Below are 16157 nucleotides of genomic sequence, written 5' to 3' on the forward strand. Positions count from 1 at the left end.
TCGCGTGAGCTTTTAGCTCACGGCTGACGGCTGAATGCTTACATAATTTGGATGTGACGCAATTGCCATTTATCCCTAGAAGTAACAACTTTACTACTAGGAAATAACTAGCGTTCGCGTAGCGTGGCCGTAGGCCAATCGCTAAGATAAAGCTTAAGACCAGATCAGGACTTACCTATTTACTTATTATTTTGAGGATCATTACTTTAGCTCCAAGGGAAAAGTGGCATCAGAAAACTCCAATCAATCACCTTTGCGCCTTTGCTAAACTTAAAAACACTGCTTTACGTGGATAGAAGTGTTTTTATTTAGCCTGCCCAGCTTGGAGATATCAATATTTTGACTATAGCTACAGCTTTGTAATTTGTCAACCGTACTATTCCAGATATCAGCTTAAAATACATTCATCTATATATAGCTGAGCGTGCTGAGTATGGGCTCTTGTTGGGTTTGTTGTTTTGCGATTCGGGCAAAGCCCGACGCTGGGCGAACGCTACATAGCATTTCCATTTGAGTTGTGAACATAATCCCTTAAGAAAAGGCAAGAGGCAAGAGGCAAGAGGCAAGAGTTAATCAACTATATAAATATTTTTAGTAGCGATGCAGTCGGCCAAAGGGGGTTTCCCCCATGAGCGACTGCATCAAGACAAGGTCAAAAACTGTAATCCTTGTTTCCAATTCATTTAGAAATACTAGATATCCCTGTTCTAAGAAACAGAAATATTTCTTTACATCAATAGGGAATGCGATTGACCGTAGGTCACGCGGGGCGCGTTCGCATTCCTCGAAAACTTGTGTAAAACTGGAACAAAGCAATTACGGACTATTAGAGCTGTGTTAATTTAAACACTGAGGAGCGTAAGCAACTAATTACCCTAATCCATCTACTTGATTCTTATCGATCGACCGTTTCTGATTATATTCCTGAATCAATTTGGAAAGATTAGCATTTTTTTCCTTCAGAAGCTGCAGGTAATCTTCCTCCATAGCATTAGTAAGTTCAAGATTTCTCATATCTATCGCTAAATTAATCTTAAACTCAGAAAATTTGTTATTAAACGCTGCCGCATCATCATAGCTTTCAGAAGGGTTAGTTGTAGCACTTATGGTGCCGAATAATGTCCCTAATAAACTAATAAAAAATATAAAAAACTTGACAATATTTTCGGCTTGGTGATCAGAAACAAATTCTTGAAGAAACGAGACCAATAAGTCACTACCTGCGGTAATACCTGCAATAGTCGCTAAAAAAATAGGGATAGTATATTGCAGAACAAAGAAAACGTACAAAAGAAAGTTTGAAAAAGAAATTTGAAAGTCACATCGTCTTTGGATATCCAAGAAAATCTTGTAGTAGTTAGACGAGAAGCTATACTTTTTTTCTTTAGGTTTTTGTACCCACACGGTTTTCAATTTTTGTCTAAACCTGACCCTAAAAAACCCAAGCATAAAACTTTTCTGGCCATGATCTCATATCAAGTCCGGTTGACTAATCATGATATCCCTTCTGGGGTAATAGTAATAGGTAATTGTCAGCTATCAGCTATCAGCTATCAGCTATCAGCTATCAGCTATCAGCTATCAGCTATCAGCTATCAGCTATCAGTTATCAGCTATCAGCTATCAGTTTGTGAATAAAACAGGTAACCATTTTTTTTATCTGAGTTACGGAAAGCTGACGGCACCTCAAGTAGCGTGAGCTTTTAGCTCACGGCTGACGGCTGACCACTGACTACTGACCACTGACCACTGACGGCTGAGGGCTGAATGCTTACGATTACCGATTACTACCAATCCAGAGACTACTTGGGAGGTGATTAACCGGACTTGATATAACTACTTAAATTTACTTGGAGTTTAGACAGTAACCGGACACTTACGGTGAAAATTGATCAAACTGACAGAAGAGGGATATAACGTTTTCCATACTTATGAGGTATACAGGATTTTTTACCTGTTCACTGTTCCCTATTCTGTCTTCACTGTTCCCTGTTCCCTGTTCCCTGTTCCCTAAAATCCCAAAATTATGTACTTCACCCAATTGACAACTCCTATATTCAAACCAATTCCCCCATCACCGCTCTGCGCAAAATCTCTGTGACTTCTGTTGCGATTCTGGCATCGAGTTCCACCGCTTCACGATTGACATCTCTTGGCTCAAGCACCTTTGCTCCCCGTAGCGCCATACTGAAGGTAATCAATTTAGCTGGCTTTTGGGAATCGTCAAGACTAGGCTTGACCAATTTAACTAGCGCGACATAAACCGCTTCGGTTCTCTTCCTGATACTGGTAACCCCGTTGCCGAGTTTTGAGATAATCACTGTTGAGTCAATCACATTCAACAAACCCAACTCTTTAATAGCTAAATCAACTAACCGAGCTGGATCGTTCCCCATTGCTCTGATGATACTTTCGAGACTATGCCACTGAACTCCCGGTAGCTGGCATGCTTCCGGTATGTAATTATGCCAACCCACCATTGAGATCATCCGATTTAAATCATAAGCGGATATAGTATTACTTTCCCATTGAGGGGGTTCAGGGTCAGCAGTTAGAATTATGCTTTTGGTTGTGCTACCAAACAACTGGGGGTACTCAATAAACGGTTTTTCCCCATATCTGCCACGGAAAATCAGGCTATCATTACCTGTAATCTGTTTCAGCCAATTTTCTAAATCCATTTGGGGAGCAAATCGCTTTAACATTGCCCCTAAGCAATTAGAACTTGCTGTATTGTAGTCATAACTGATCACATCTGTGATTAAATCACAGACAGGAATATCCCTTTGATTTCCAGCTTGGTCTGTGCCTCGAATTGTGCATTTATCGAGGTCGTCATTAGGAGATTTGCTATTAAGGCGAGACACTAGATTAATAATGGGGATAATCTTACTACCACTCCATAATTCATCATTACTTAGGGCATTTCGTCCCAACCATTTCACCTTGAACTCTTGGTCTACAAAACTACCAACACAGACACAAGCTTCTTTGATGTCTTGATGGAGAAACTCCAAACCTTGCTGATCAATATCTGGAAGTTGCCCCAGGATTGGATAAGGGCTGAAAGTCTGATCTGCTTTAATTCCAGAGACTAGATGTTTACCATCGGGTTTCTGAGTCAGGCGGGAGGGATAATCTTTAATTTGCTGTTTGTATGGTGAAGTCTTAATACCGAGATATAATAGTTTGGGATTATCTTTAGAACCTTGATCAGCAGCTTGGAGGTATTGTTGGTAAACGTTATCTTTGCTATAGTTATCTACAGTGATCAAGACTTCAGTCTCGCCAATGTCCAAATTCCACAGCACTGAATCCTCGGTGCTTGTGAGCAGTTGCTGATCACAAAATACTTTGAAAAAAATGTCTGGTCGTTGGTCAGCAAACAGTTCTTGAAAATAGGATTCATCGAATTCCATCCCAAAGCTGCCATGGTCATCAGTGATGGCCCTACCCACCAAGTTGTTGAAAATAAGGTCTTTATCCCATGCTTCAACCCGTAATCCTGAAATGACGCCACTGGTGTTTGGATCGATTACCCGACCTGAAATCCGAAATATTGCCATACTAAATTCTACGATAAAAGTCAATAACTGTAGCTGATAACTAATGGAGTAACCAAAGGAACAGCCCCTATTTGTTTTAACCTACGGATTGATGATTTGTCTAGATATAATACTTAAGTTTGCTGAAAAATTCCAATACTTTATTTTAAGTATTGAAAATTTAAAATTAAAAGTAATACTATGTTAATTAAATAACCGTTAAGATCGATGACTACAACTGTAGCAGTGGTATTTGCCCCTAAATTTGCTATTACTGCTCTTTTTATTAACGGAATTAGATCAACATGATAGAATTTGCTTCTAACCTGTGGTGTAGAACCAGGTTAGCTCAAGCCTGTTGACTCAATATCATACATACAAGGAATCTATGCCCCCAGCTGTTTCCCTCCAGAACATCTACAAAATCTACGATAAAGTCCCTGTCGTGAATGACCTGTCCTTTACCATTGAATCAGGAGAGATATTTGGTTTGCTTGGTCCGAATGGTGCTGGTAAATCCACTACAATTCGGATGCTAACTACGTTAACTGAACCGACCAACGGGCAAATTAAGGTAGCGGGTTACGACGTTGTACAAGAAAAAGAGCAGGTCAAGGAAAATATTGGTGTGGTCTTGCAGCAAACTAGCGTGGATATTGACCTGACTGTCTGGGAAAACATGGAACTCCACGCACGGCTGCATCACATTGCCAATCCTGGGCGTCAGCGGCTGATTAATCAGTGGTTAGAGTATGTAGAGCTAATAGACCGACGGGATAGTTTAGTCAAAACTCTATCTGGGGGAATGAAGCGTCGGTTGCAAATTGCTAGAGCACTGTTACATCAACCGAAGATTCTATTTTTGGATGAGCCTACAGTGGGATTAGACCCCCAAACCCGCCGTCGCCTGTGGGAAATTATTCGGGATTTGAATCGCCAAGGTATGACCATATTGCTAACTACCCACTATATGGAAGAAGTGGAGTTTTTGTGCGATGGCTATGGCGCTGGCAAGCCAGGACGGATCGGGATCATGGATTCTGGTAGACTAATCGAATTAGGTACACTTGAACAGTTGCGCCACCAACATGGGGAAGGATTGCTGATCAAACAACTCTCAGAACGCTTTGAGTACAAATTTTTCCCGACTCTGGAACAAGCGAGTGGCTATCTCGAAAGTTTACCTGATAAAACTGGTGTGATGGTTCGTCCCTCCAACCTGGAAGATATCTTTGTTGAATTGACAGGACGCCAATTGGATTAGAAGCGAATTAAAACAATGCCTCGTCTAGCTACCCAAATCGAAGCGATTCTATACTTGAAGGGACAGCCCCTCTCCATAGAGGAACTCTCAGAGTATGCCCAATGCGATCGCGAAAAAGTTGCGGATGGCCTGATTGAACTGATGGCAGACTATGCCCACCGGGACAGTGCTTTAGAAGTTGTGGAAACTCCTGCTGGGTATAGCTTACAGTTACGAGCCACTTTTAGTGAATTACTGCAAAGCTTAATTCCTGCTGAATTGGGCACAGGTGCTTTGAGGACTTTAGCTGCGATCGCTCTTAAAGGTCCGATTACTCAAGCTGACCTAGTCAACCTTCGTGGGAGTGGAGCGTATCAACATATCCAGGAACTGGTCGAGCTCGATTTTGTCCAGAAACGTAGACAAACTGAGGGGCGCTCGTACTGGTTACAAGTTACCGAAAAATTTCATCAACACTTTGAAGTTGAGCAGCTACTGCCACCCCAATAGAAGCTATGCCAAGGGTTTCAAAAACTTCAAGATTTCTTTAAGTAAGGTTTTTTCCTCAGAATTTATACCGAAAAAACTTAGATTTATCCCCGAAAGCTGATTCAGCTTATCTCACAATCGTTTAGAGTATAGAAAAGTCGAGATGAAGCAGGTCAAACCTAAAATTCCTAATGGTATTCAACCCCGATTTTCTAAGTTCCCCAGGAGCAGAGCCTCAACCGAACCAACTGCTGCAATACCTCCAGAATCAACCTTCTGATGTTTTAGCAAGGATTGCTAAGTCTGCTAGCCCCGAAATCCAACAAATCATCTCTCAGAACGTTCAGGGGCTAGTAGGGATGCTGCCATCAGAAAACTTTAATGTTCAAATCACTACTGATCGGGAAAATTTAGCTGGATTGCTGGCGTCAGCGATGATGACTGGTTATTTTCTCCGTCAGATGGAACAGCGTATGGTTCTTGAAGACAACTTAACCAACTCCACTCCCTTACCTACTCAGAAGCGGCGCAGTGAAAAGCGTAGCGATTCGCCAAAGCCAACTGAGTCATAGATGTCCTCTGGTTTAATACCTACTTTTATAACTAACTTAGGTAGACACCAGTCAACGGCACTATGTTAAGAATGATTAACTTGGGAAAAAGACTAAATGGAATAGGTTAAAGGGATGATAATATACTAGTCTATTATCCCTTTAAGCTTTTTAGGCGGAGGTCGAGATGGATCGGATGGGAGAATGAGCCCATAGAGGGGGTAATAACACCGCTAATAACACGCCCTGTTGCGTTCCCGTAGCCTGACCTACGGTCAATCCCATCCTTGACATCAAAATCCGAAAATTTTGGGAACAGTAGCAAACATTGAACTACATTTAACTATTTTAAATTTAACTATTTTAAATAATATCATTTCCGGAAATATCAATAATGTAAGATATTCTAAATTTTAGAGTAATAGGTAATGAGTAAATGGTAATTGTGATTAGCCATTGCTGATTACTTATTACCTATTATTGATTAGACCTCCCAGAATTAGTATTATTAATTATAATGATAATAATGTTTTCCTGTATTATTCTGGCCTGATCCCATCTTCCCTTGTCCGAAGTTGCCGACAACTGCGGCGAAGTTTATTACCGATTAGTGATTACCCTAACAGACACAAAACCTTCGACGTGGACTGGATGGGCAGAAATTTAACGACCCAGCCAAATCTTAATCTGGTCAACCAGACTTGTGCCACCAAACCATAGGGCAAACATAATTGAGATGGAGAGGCTTGCTCCGATCAAGCACAGCACTAAACCGGCTAGGCTAATTGCACCATCATCTTCAGTTAAGCCAAAACCAGTTATAAAAATTCCCATAGCTGGAAGGGTATTTGTTCCTGGAATTGGAATCATCATCGAAATTGACATTAATGCGATCGCACTCCCCATAAATATCCGACCAGGCAAACTGGTACAAATATAGCTTAGGCGAGGACGGGTCACTGCCTCAATCCGCCGCAACCAAGGGAGTCCTATTTTCAGAAAACCCTGTACCGTTTCCAGTTTCATTGTCCCATTCATCATCTTCTTGGGTAGCCAGGGGCGTTTGGCACCAACGATGAGCTGAATAGCCAACAAGAAGATCACAATCGCAAAGGGAATCGAATAACCCGGTGCTGGAACTGGCAAAGCGGAAGGTAGGGATAGGATAACGAATAGAAACCCAAAAATACGTTCCCCCGCTAGGGTCAAAATATCTGCCAGCTTTACCTGAGGCTCTCGCTCTTCCTCAAAAAAATAGCGCTGTAGTTCTACAGAGAGTTTAGCCATTCAGTAGTGATTAGTTATAAAAGTTAATATACTAATATATACTAATCTTTCTAGCACTTACCCTGAAATTACCTAAGATTAATTGCTAGCTGTGCAGCAATTGACAAATGGTTTGTTAGCGATCGCTTCTAACCCCACTGATTTGATCAGATTTACCCATGCTTGGGGCTGGGAATCCCGTAACTGGGCGACAGTAGTCACAGTTTCTTGCCAAATCATAGCCTTAGCATATAGCTTGGCTTGTTCTAAGGTATTTTGCTCCTGCTCTAGATTAAGCGCTAATTCTGGACTAAGTTCAGTACGCTGGAGTATTCCTTTAACCCACTGATCTCGGCTACGCTCTTGAGGATCGCAAACGAGTACGAAAAACCACTTGTATTCCTTACCCATAGTCAGAGGTACAGTTTTCGGCACGCTCAGTTGCACAATACCGTTCGCGTTATCCAGGCTCACGCTGGTCAGGTACACCTCTTGATCCTGGTCATCAATTAACACAAATTCTGCAACAGTAGCTGTAGTTTTGGGGACATACCAGAACAGTGTAGGATTATCTGCCACTGTTTTGACCAGATTATTGGCAGGCACGATAGCAGTCAAAGGGATGTCACCGTTGTCAGTACAGGAATAGCTACGAGACCCTCCTCCTGCTGTTCTTGTAGGTCCTCCTCGTTCTGGTACTGGTGGAAATTCAATCATCCATGTCCCAGCCCCAAGGGTTTTAGACGGTGACCCTCGCTCTGGTGGTGCTGGGAATTGTAAACCAACTTCATGGTGTGGGTATGACTGTGCGAGTAACCGGGGTGCCGTCAAGTCATTTACCAGTGCAGCCGACAGCATAGTAGTAAGCACTGCCAGATAGGTTGGAGTTTGTTGCCATATCATGATCAATCACCCTACTCATTAATAGGCCTCTTGCAAAAGTCCATTTTTGCTATTGGGCTATAGTATTTATCACCCTCTTTTTAAAAATTTATGCAAGATTCTATATAATTTTATAATTTGCCGTTATCTATCGTTATCTATATAGTTTACGCACTTCTAAAAAACATCCATAATCTCTAAAAATCACCCATAATCCGCTTTCGCAACTGGTATTTGCCTATCTTCCCTTCTTCTTCAGTACTAAAGCCGTAACTCTACCCTACAGGTAGAGTTTGGTACCCAGTTTTGGGTAAGTTCTGTTCGTCCAAGGATTGCGGCTAATCTCACACCTTATTCAGCGGGCTAATTGCTAATTATTTTTAATTAATTGATAGATCACTCTGGTTATGAACTTGGGTATTTATGTATTTAATCCCAATTTACCATCAAAGGTATTGGTATTATTCCCATATTCTATCCCAAAATCGCAATAATCTCAAGTGCAACATTTAACCTGTACAAACCTACTTACAAGCAGATAGGACGATGGTATAGCAAAGCCTGAAAACTAATGGTTGTTGCCGACAAAGCAATGCCAAAGGCATTGCGCTAATTTTATTGATGGAGGCTCCCGGCCTACTCTCAAACCGCACTGTAACTGGGAGCATCCCATTTTGGAAACAATATTACCCAAAGCAACGATATTTCAAGGGTTTCAGCCCCCTAAAAAGAGCTAACGTGCCAAAATGGGATGCTCCCCTGTAACTTCAATCAGTCCATTATTTTACGTCGCTTAACTTACGACCAGCTGATCAGCTTTTAGTTCTTCTTTGGGCGGTAGTGTTCCGAAGTTAAACAAGTTACTAACTTATTTGAGTGTAAAACAATGAATAGTGTTTGACAAGGTTTAGATAGCTATAAGCCTAGTTGCACCTCCGCTTAATCACTTTTTTGGGTCAGGGTAATCGATAGTCAGGAATAGTCAACTACCAATTACCCATGACCCATGATCTATTACCTATTACCCATAACCCATTACCCGATCAGGGAGATCAGGATTATTGAACCGGAATTGTCAACGGATTACCCTAGTTTTAGGTACCAGAAGTCCAAGAGTTGATGTACTCGATTTGGTCTGGGGTGAGGCTATCAATGTTAATGCCCATTGCTTGTAACTTCAACCGCGCAATGTCCTTATCCACTGCTTCAGGGATGGAGTGTAAACCTGGTTCAATGGAGCCTTTGTTTTTGACTAGGTATTCACAGGCCAAAGCTTGGTTAGCAAAGCTCATGTCCATCACCGCACTGGGATGACCTTCAGCTGCTGCCAGGTTAATCAGGCGTCCTTCACCCAGTACCACAACGGATTTACCATTTTTCAAACAGTACTCTTGGGTAAAGTTCCGTACTTCTTTGACTTCCGTTGCCATTTCCCCTAAGGACTTGAGGTCAATTTCAATATCGAAGTGACCAGAGTTGCACACCATTGCGCCATCTTTCATCACCTCGAAATGCTCAGGGCGAATCACGTGCTTGTTTCCAGTAACTGTGACAAACAAGTCACCTAAGGGAGCAGCTTCTTCCATCGGCATTACCCGGAAGCCATCCATTACAGCTTCAATGGCTTTAGTGGGGTCAATTTCAGTAACAATGACATTGGCTCCCAGTCCCCGAGCTCGAAGTGCTGTGCCTTTGCCACACCAGCCATAACCGGCCACAACCACGTTTTTACCAGCTAGCAACACGTTGGTGGCGCGGATAATACCATCAAGGGTAGATTGACCAGTACCGTAGCGATTGTCAAAGAAGTGTTTGGTGTCAGCATCATTAACATTCATTGCCGGGAATGTCAACACCCCGTCATTGAACATAGCCCGAAGACGGACAATGCCAGTGGTGGTTTCTTCGGTGGTACCAATGATATCACCGAGCTGGTGTTGGCGCTCTTTTACCAGAGTGGCGGTAACATCGCTACCATCATCGATTATGATGTTGGGTTTGTGATCCAGGGCAATTTCAACGTGGCGGTGATAGGTTTCGTTATCTTCTCCTTTGATGGCAAATACAGGAATCTCATGATCAACCACTAAGCTAGCCGCTACATCATCTTGGGTTGAGAGAGGGTTGCTGGCAATCAGCAGAGCATCAGCACCAGCAGCCTTGAGTGCGATCGCTAAATGGGCAGTTTCGGTGGTTACGTGACAGCAAGCAACTAAACGAATTCCTTCTAAAGGCTTTTCTTGGGCAAAGCGGTCTCGAATTTGCTTGAGCACTGGCATCTCCCGTCCAGCCCATTCAATCCGCTGCTTTCCTTTTGGTGCCAGAGACAGGTCTTTAACTTCGTGTTTTATCCTAGTCGCAGTTGCAATCATCAGGTTTTGTGTTTTAGTTAACGTTTCTTAGTTTAGCCTTGATTAGTTTAACGTGTTGGAGAAAGTTCCACCGGATGGGAAAGCTTTATCAAAATTCTGATTAAACCCGCTGAGATTTAAGATAGTTTACAGATTTCTACCATCAACGGGTGATAAGGAACTCATTTCGATGTAGGAAATTGGCTAGTTTTTTCAGGAGACAGGAGACTCAATGGCAGCAAGCCATCATAGGATTTACTATAGCGGTTTTCAATTATGTGAGGTACATTTTTAGGGACTTCGTAGCAGGAAATTTGGAGCAGGTATCAGTTAATTCACAAGATGTAATATGTAATCTGCTAAAAAATATTGTACCTCATTAGACTTAAAAAAGCTATCCTGACCAGTCCTAAATTAGTATATTTGTACTATAATAAAGAGAGCGAGTTGACGGTCAGCTGATCTGATGTAAACCCCTAATCAAGGTTTTTCCCCATGAAGAAGCACTATATCCTGAGCATCAATCCCAATGCCGACTACCAATGGGAGCAGTGTACGTTAAGAGATCCGATTACGGCAGAACGACCAGACTTTGCTGGTTTGATTGCCCAAGCTGTGGCAGATCAAACTGGTTCTTATTTAGTGGCAGTTAATATTGAGGTAGAAGTATTAGAGCAAGCAGCACAGCCCCAAGCTCAGAAAGTGCGGGTTGATTTGCCAGTGGTTCCTGTGGAAGTGCAACCATCAGGATTAGTAGCATAAGTTGTACCGAACCCGGTCCTGACAGAAATGTAGCTTCAACCCGCATTCAACAACCGCTCCCTTATCGGGTCAAACCTAGGCTTGGTGCGGGTTTAGCTAAAACCAAAAAGCTTAACGAGAAAAACCGTTCCCCCGCCCGATGATGGGATTTTCCACAGCTTCTCGGTACTGTTCAACGGCTTCAGTGTAGGCAATGGGCAGAACACACTCGACGTTTTCATGGGGACGAGGAATGATTACCCAGGATTCCAGGGTAGCGCCATGGGCTTTTTCGACGGCTGCAATACCGGCATCCATAGCTGTTTTTACTTCCGAAACATCCCCCCGAATATTGATATTGAAGCGGGCGCTACCAACTCTGATGTAGCCTACTAAGGTAACCCTACCGGCTTTAACCATAGCATCTGCTGCTGCGAGTATACCAGGAAAGCCTTTGGTTTCGAGAGATCCAACCGCCACTGTGGACATAGCCAAACTCCTTACTTTGTTGAATTATTTTAAACTCAGGAACTATTGTACGAATCTTCGCTACCGATTCGGCTTAATACGTAAGCTATCAGCTATCAGCTATCAGCTATCTGCTATCTGCTATCTGCTAATGCGCTACAGATGGTGCTACTTGATGTGCTTATGGGCAATTAGGACGCTACGGAACTTTTGAATCAAACAAGTAAGCAAAATTTTAATCTGAGTTATGGAAACCACCTCAAGCAGCGTGAGCCTTTAGCTGACGGCTGACCGCTGACGGCTGAATGCTTACCTTAATACTGATTCAGCCTATTGGTTTAAAATGTTCGGAACTCTTCGACTTTGCTACTGTAGTGGATGGGCAACACTGTGTCCACATTTTCATTAGGGTTGGGAATGATATAGTAAGCCATCAGCTCGGCACCGTAGGTTTTCTCTACGGCTTCCAGCCCAGCTGCTACCGCGACGTTTACCTCGGATATTTTACCACGGACGCTAACCATAAACCGACCTTTCTCAGATTTATCATAGGATACCAGTGTCACTGCCCCTGCTTTGACCATGGCGTCTGCTGCGGCTAGTACCCCTGGGAAACCTAGGGTCTCAATGGTTCCAACTGCTGCTGGCATTGTGTTCTACTCCGGACGAAAAGTGGGTTAAATCTGATTGTACTGGAGTTATTAGGCAAAATATATCCTGGCTTGCCTAAAATGTTAACATTTAAAATTTAAACTAGAAAATATTGAAATTTAACAATAAAATTTAACGTAAGCATTCAGCCGTCAGCTATCAGCTATCAGCTATTAGCGAGTAGGCGCTTTAACTGCACTGGGTCGGATCAGTAAAACGAGCAGGGATTGTCAACCAGCCATATTCGTTCGTAAGCTTGTTTACTACCTCCCGTTGATTAGTTAATTAGCTGACGGCTGTTCGCGTAGCGTGAGCTTTTAGCTCACGGCTGATAGCTGAATGCTTACAATTTAACAATTAATAAAACTTGAGGTAAGCTATCAGCGTGTCGCGTATCAGCAATTAGCGCTACAGATGGTGCTACAGATGGTGCTATCAGCTATCAGCGATTAGCGCGATACGCACGCTACTAATGGTACTTTTCTTGAGGTGCTTTTTAATAACAGAGGTAAGCATTCGTTTAATCTGACTTACGGAAAGCACCTCAAGTAGCGTGGCCTTGGCCTTTGGCCACGCTACGCGAATGGCCAAGGGCTTGTTGCCAGACTTTAAATTATCATTAATTTTGAGCTATTAAATTCTCCTGTTTGCCCATTGGCGCACGCTACGCTGGGTTGATTTTAGCTGTCAGCTGAATGCTTACAACTTGAGTCTGGTGAGTTTTTTTAGGCTCTTGCGCACCTGTTTTTCTTTCTCCTGAAGTTCAGTAATCAGTTTTTGATTATAGGGATCGATAATCCCTGAGTTACTTTCTGAATTTACCCAAAGTTTACGGGCTAGTTGGAAACATAACTGACATCGTTCTAAATTTCTCAAAATTGAAGGATTAAATTGAGCAAAAAGTTCTTCATCTTTTTTGGTAAACCCCTTTAGATCAATTCTTTCATACAAGTCATCATTTGGATTAATATCTGGCTTTAACTTATTAATTAATTGTACCACAGCAATTAAATTTTTTTCCTGATTCAACACCGGCCAAGCTAGCATAGTATAGGTTCGGTAACCGGTAATTTTGTCGATTCTTTTCGCTTCTTGAGAGCGTGGATCGTCATAGACATCAAAGGGAACATTAATAATGCTTAAGGAGGTAGCAGCTGCACCAGCAATTCCTTTATCTGCTGGAATATCAATGACTAGGGAGCCACCTTTACCATCATCAGCGTCAATGGAACCGAGGATATTACTATGCTCATCCAGTAAAAAAATACTGGTGCGGTCTGCTTTTAATATATTTCCGGCTTTTCGGGTCAGGCGACGTAACATTTCTTTGAGGGTGTCCACTAACTCCCCTAAAGCGTCATCAACGGTGTTCACCTCTTCGATAGGCTTTGGTTTTGCGTTCCCGTAGCGTGGTCTACGGCCAATCCCATCACTGGTATCTACGGTATCTACGTCATTGCTATCTACTTCAATCTCTGAGGATTTCACCGGAGTTTCCAGTAACTCTAAGCCAGCAATTTCTCGCCAGTTTAACTGCAATGCTTGACAAATTTCTACAAAGAAAAGACCTTTAATGGGCTTCCCGATCAGAAAAAGATTAACAATGGGCAAGTCTAAATCTAATTCATTAGCTAGGTCTATATCTCTTCCCCGACGCTTACGCTTCCAAACTAATTTGACGGTTTCGAGATACTTAGGGTGTACACTATATAATTTGTCCATTCTTTTTTGATTTGGGGAAAGCTGCTTATCTCAACTCCAACTGATTAGGGAGTAGCCAAAAAATAAAATACCAGTTTTTAGCTTTTCGGATAGGCCAAAAAAGTTGGTTTATTTTCAGTTTTATAGATTAAGTTAGGTTACCCACCCTACTTTAATTGGTATTTTTTTAGACGCCAGTCCCTGATCTCAATCTATTGATTTTTATCGATATTCCGGACATTTGATGTCAATGGTCTAAGTCTCTAATAGGCTCATCCCATCAGTTAACTAGACTCCCTAGGTAGTTTTAACAAACTAGTTGCTGCTTTCAGCAGTGTATTCCGTTAGATGTTACTAGGTAATTAACCGTGCTTTATAATAACCTCTTAGGGTTGGAAGTTTTTGATGACGGTCACGGTATCAGCCACATCGTCTAGTTACCCTTACCCCCATTACTACCATGGTGAAGATACCATAGTTTGTCTACAGTTGTCACACCTGATCAATAACCTGATCAATCAACAGATAATCGGTTATTTTGTTTGGCTATCACCTGCTGCTTCCAGTAAGCTTTAGGCAGCAGTATCAGTATAATAGTGCTTTTTGTGAAAAAGGTAAAGTCCTTTTCAGGAAGTGTAAGCAGTCAACTAATACGCTACGCCCATGGTACAGAAACCGCTTCTGAGCAGTAAGCTAAATCATCCAGGAAAACTTAGACATTTTGCTGAGGAGCGCGAGTAGATCACTTATCCTGGACAACCCCCTCAATATGCTGATAGCTGACTAGGGATTTTGGATGGTTTTGTTAATAGGTTTTAATATTATCAAAACAGTGTAAAAATCATCTTTGTTATCAAGAGCGAATGTATAGGATTGAGCATATTTAGGTGGCTTGTGGGTTGTCAGTTTTAGGAATTTAAACTCATTTCCATTGGTGATAAACCCCAGGATAGCTTGCTCTGGATTAGGATTGGCCAACATATACGCTAAGACTTGGGTAATTCCCGCTGCCAAGGCATATTTTGTTCCTTTTGCTTCAATAACAGTAACGTAAGCATTCAGCAGTCAGCTGTCAGCCGTCAGCTTAAGATAAACCTTGAACGGTAGAATTTAATAGTTCGAGATTTTGTAAACATTCAGCCGTGAGCTAAAGGCTCACGCTACTTGAGGTGCTTATTTTATTCAAAAGCACTTCAAATAGCCTGGGCGTAGCCGATAAGCTGAAAGCTGATAGCTGATAGCTGAATACTTACACAGTAACCCATAATTCTGGTTGAAAAATCAGAATATCAATACGTCCAGTAAAAATCATACCCTCATCTTTGGAGGTGATTTTAACTTCTTTCTCTGCTGTGATTTCAAAGGGATGACGATAAAATCCTGCTAGTCTGAGTAATGGCGATATTATCACCATTTTCAAGATCACTTCCAATAACGGAGACTCGGATAAGTACAGATACTCTTCTTTAACTTGCCCTAGCAATTGTTTCTCAAAATCCGTCAGTTCCGGTAACTCGTATTGCCATTCTCGGAAAAACTGTTCATCATCCGTTCGTTCTAGATGGAATCTGTGTCTTAATTGACGTAAGGTAATCTATTTTGCAGGAATTGTTTGAACCATTGGTAGTTTAAAATTTATAATTTAGAGTTTAATTAATCGGACATAAGTGATTACACAGTCCCTGATTTATTTATAGCAATTTTCGTAAGTATTCAGCGATCAGCGATCAGCTTCTTCTTTAAATTGCGATAATGCAATAGTTTTTTAGAACCCTTGTATCTTACTAATCCCATTAATCTCACTAATCCCAGTTGCCCCACTACTTGAGATGTAAGCATTCAGCCGTCAGTGGTCAGTGGTCAGTGGTCAGCTTATTCTATTCAAAAGCTATTCGTAAAGTAGCGTGCCCATAGCGCATAAGCTAATGGCTGATAGCACCTCAAGTACCACCATCTGTAGCGCTAATCGCTGACCGCTGATACGCGACACGCTGATAGCTGACAGCTGACAGCTGAATACTTACCTTGAGATTGTGACAATGCAATAGTTTTTTTTAGCACCCTCTTCCTCCCACACCCCACACCCCACACCCCACACCCCACACCCCACACCCCACACCCCACACCCCACACCCCACACCATGCTTCAGCATCGAAATCAGTGCCGTCATGAAACTTGACCCCTTGGCGCAGTTTAAATGTCCAAACTCTGCTATTCCGAGACGCTTCCCAATCAGTAGCTAATCCCGGTTCCAGTTCAATGGTTCCC

Annotated in this window: 14 protein-coding genes; 4 read left to right on the plus strand and 10 right to left on the minus strand. The window is 42.2% G+C overall.

Annotated features, from left to right (window positions below):
• Nucleotides 1-870: 870 nt before the first annotated feature.
• Together F6J90_RS37975 and F6J90_RS37980 are read right to left on the minus strand one after the other, a co-directional pair.
• Nucleotides 871-1449, minus strand: coding sequence for a hypothetical protein (locus F6J90_RS37975; RefSeq protein ID WP_293106407.1), 579 nt, complete (start codon nt 1447-1449; stop codon nt 871-873).
• A gap of 608 nt (nt 1450-2057) precedes the next feature.
• A complete protein-coding gene (locus F6J90_RS37980) occupies nt 2058-3590 on the minus strand; it encodes a peptidoglycan-binding protein (protein WP_293106408.1) in 1533 nt (510 codons plus the stop codon).
• Nucleotides 3591-3933: 343 nt separating this feature from the next.
• On the opposite strand from F6J90_RS37980, the gene F6J90_RS37985 reads away from it, so the two are divergent.
• The 3 genes from F6J90_RS37985 to F6J90_RS37995 all read left to right on the plus strand — a co-directional run bounded on the left by F6J90_RS37985 (nt 3934) and on the right by F6J90_RS37995 (nt 5849).
• Nucleotides 3934-4809 carry an ABC transporter ATP-binding protein gene (locus F6J90_RS37985; protein WP_293106410.1) on the plus strand — a complete coding sequence of 292 codons (876 nt, stop codon included), beginning with the start codon at nt 3934-3936 and terminating at the stop codon, nt 4807-4809.
• A gap of 15 nt (nt 4810-4824) precedes the next feature.
• Nucleotides 4825-5298, plus strand: coding sequence for an SMC-Scp complex subunit ScpB (scpB, locus tag F6J90_RS37990; RefSeq protein WP_293106412.1), 474 nt, complete (start codon nt 4825-4827; stop codon nt 5296-5298).
• Between the two features lie 170 nt (nt 5299-5468).
• Entirely contained in the window at nt 5469-5849 is a 381-nt protein-coding gene (locus F6J90_RS37995) for a DUF760 domain-containing protein (RefSeq protein WP_293106413.1), read from the plus strand.
• A 642-nt stretch (nt 5850-6491) separates the two neighbouring features.
• On the opposite strand, the gene F6J90_RS38000 is transcribed toward F6J90_RS37995, so the two are convergent.
• From F6J90_RS38000 to ahcY, 3 genes are all read right to left on the minus strand, one after another.
• Nucleotides 6492-7115, minus strand: a complete 624-nt coding sequence (locus F6J90_RS38000; protein ID WP_293106414.1) for an exopolysaccharide biosynthesis protein — start codon at nt 7113-7115, stop codon at nt 6492-6494.
• Nucleotides 7116-7193: 78 nt separating this feature from the next.
• The gene (locus tag F6J90_RS38005) at nt 7194-7997 is read right to left on the minus strand and encodes a DUF928 domain-containing protein (protein WP_293106415.1); all 804 of its coding nucleotides are present in this window, start codon (nt 7995-7997) and stop codon (nt 7194-7196) included.
• Nucleotides 7998-9070: 1073 nt separating this feature from the next.
• A complete protein-coding gene (ahcY, locus tag F6J90_RS38010) occupies nt 9071-10348 on the minus strand; it encodes an adenosylhomocysteinase (RefSeq protein WP_293106416.1) in 1278 nt (425 codons plus the stop codon).
• Nucleotides 10349-10822: 474 nt separating this feature from the next.
• On the opposite strand from ahcY, the gene F6J90_RS38015 reads away from it, so the two are divergent.
• Nucleotides 10823-11089 (plus strand): hypothetical protein, encoded by a 267-nt coding sequence (locus F6J90_RS38015; RefSeq protein WP_293106417.1) that lies wholly within the window; start codon nt 10823-10825, stop codon nt 11087-11089.
• 111 nt (nt 11090-11200) lie between these two features.
• Here the strand turns inward: F6J90_RS38015 and F6J90_RS38020 are convergent, their stop codons facing one another.
• The 5 genes from F6J90_RS38020 to F6J90_RS43920 all read right to left on the minus strand — a co-directional run.
• The gene (locus F6J90_RS38020) at nt 11201-11557 is read right to left on the minus strand and encodes a carbon dioxide-concentrating mechanism protein CcmK (protein ID WP_008181384.1); all 357 of its coding nucleotides are present in this window, start codon (nt 11555-11557) and stop codon (nt 11201-11203) included.
• Nucleotides 11558-11874: 317 nt separating this feature from the next.
• A complete protein-coding gene (locus F6J90_RS38025; protein WP_293106418.1) occupies nt 11875-12186 on the minus strand; it encodes a carbon dioxide-concentrating mechanism protein CcmK in 312 nt (103 codons plus the stop codon).
• 700 nt (nt 12187-12886) lie between these two features.
• A complete protein-coding gene (locus tag F6J90_RS38030) occupies nt 12887-13909 on the minus strand; it encodes a GAF domain-containing protein (protein WP_293106419.1) in 1023 nt (340 codons plus the stop codon).
• Nucleotides 13910-15137: 1228 nt separating this feature from the next.
• Nucleotides 15138-15302, minus strand: a complete 165-nt coding sequence (locus F6J90_RS38035; RefSeq protein ID WP_293106420.1) for a hypothetical protein — start codon at nt 15300-15302, stop codon at nt 15138-15140.
• Nucleotides 15303-15850: 548 nt separating this feature from the next.
• The coding region (locus F6J90_RS43920) for an ABC transporter substrate-binding protein (RefSeq protein WP_366513997.1) at nt 15851-16157 on the minus strand (307 nt) is incomplete at its 5' end.

Source organism: Moorena sp. SIOASIH (assembly GCF_010671925.1).
Taxonomy (GTDB): domain Bacteria; phylum Cyanobacteriota; class Cyanobacteriia; order Cyanobacteriales; family Coleofasciculaceae; genus Moorena.

Bases quoted from the DNA above. Each gene is read 5' to 3' on its own strand.
- F6J90_RS38000 (WP_293106414.1), bottom strand. From the start codon at position 7,115: ATGGCTAAACTCTCTGTAGAACTACAGCGCTATTTTTTTGAGGAAGAG.
- F6J90_RS38015 (WP_293106417.1), top strand. From the start codon at position 10,823: ATGAAGAAGCACTATATCCTGAGCATCAATCCCAATGCCGACTACCAA.
- F6J90_RS38035 (WP_293106420.1), bottom strand. From the start codon at position 15,302: ATGGTGATAATATCGCCATTACTCAGACTAGCAGGATTTTATCGTCAT.
- F6J90_RS37985 (WP_293106410.1), top strand. From the start codon at position 3,934: ATGCCCCCAGCTGTTTCCCTCCAGAACATCTACAAAATCTACGATAAA.
- F6J90_RS38005 (WP_293106415.1), bottom strand. From the start codon at position 7,997: ATGATATGGCAACAAACTCCAACCTATCTGGCAGTGCTTACTACTATG.
- F6J90_RS38030 (WP_293106419.1), bottom strand. From the start codon at position 13,909: ATGGACAAATTATATAGTGTACACCCTAAGTATCTCGAAACCGTCAAA.
- F6J90_RS37975 (WP_293106407.1), bottom strand. From the start codon at position 1,449: ATGCTTGGGTTTTTTAGGGTCAGGTTTAGACAAAAATTGAAAACCGTG.
- F6J90_RS37995 (WP_293106413.1), top strand. From the start codon at position 5,469: ATGGTATTCAACCCCGATTTTCTAAGTTCCCCAGGAGCAGAGCCTCAA.
- scpB (WP_293106412.1), top strand. From the start codon at position 4,825: ATGCCTCGTCTAGCTACCCAAATCGAAGCGATTCTATACTTGAAGGGA.
- F6J90_RS38020 (WP_008181384.1), bottom strand. From the start codon at position 11,557: ATGTCCACAGTGGCGGTTGGATCTCTCGAAACCAAAGGCTTTCCTGGT.
- ahcY (WP_293106416.1), bottom strand. From the start codon at position 10,348: ATGATTGCAACTGCGACTAGGATAAAACACGAAGTTAAAGACCTGTCT.
- F6J90_RS38025 (WP_293106418.1), bottom strand. From the start codon at position 12,186: ATGCCAGCAGCAGTTGGAACCATTGAGACCCTAGGTTTCCCAGGGGTA.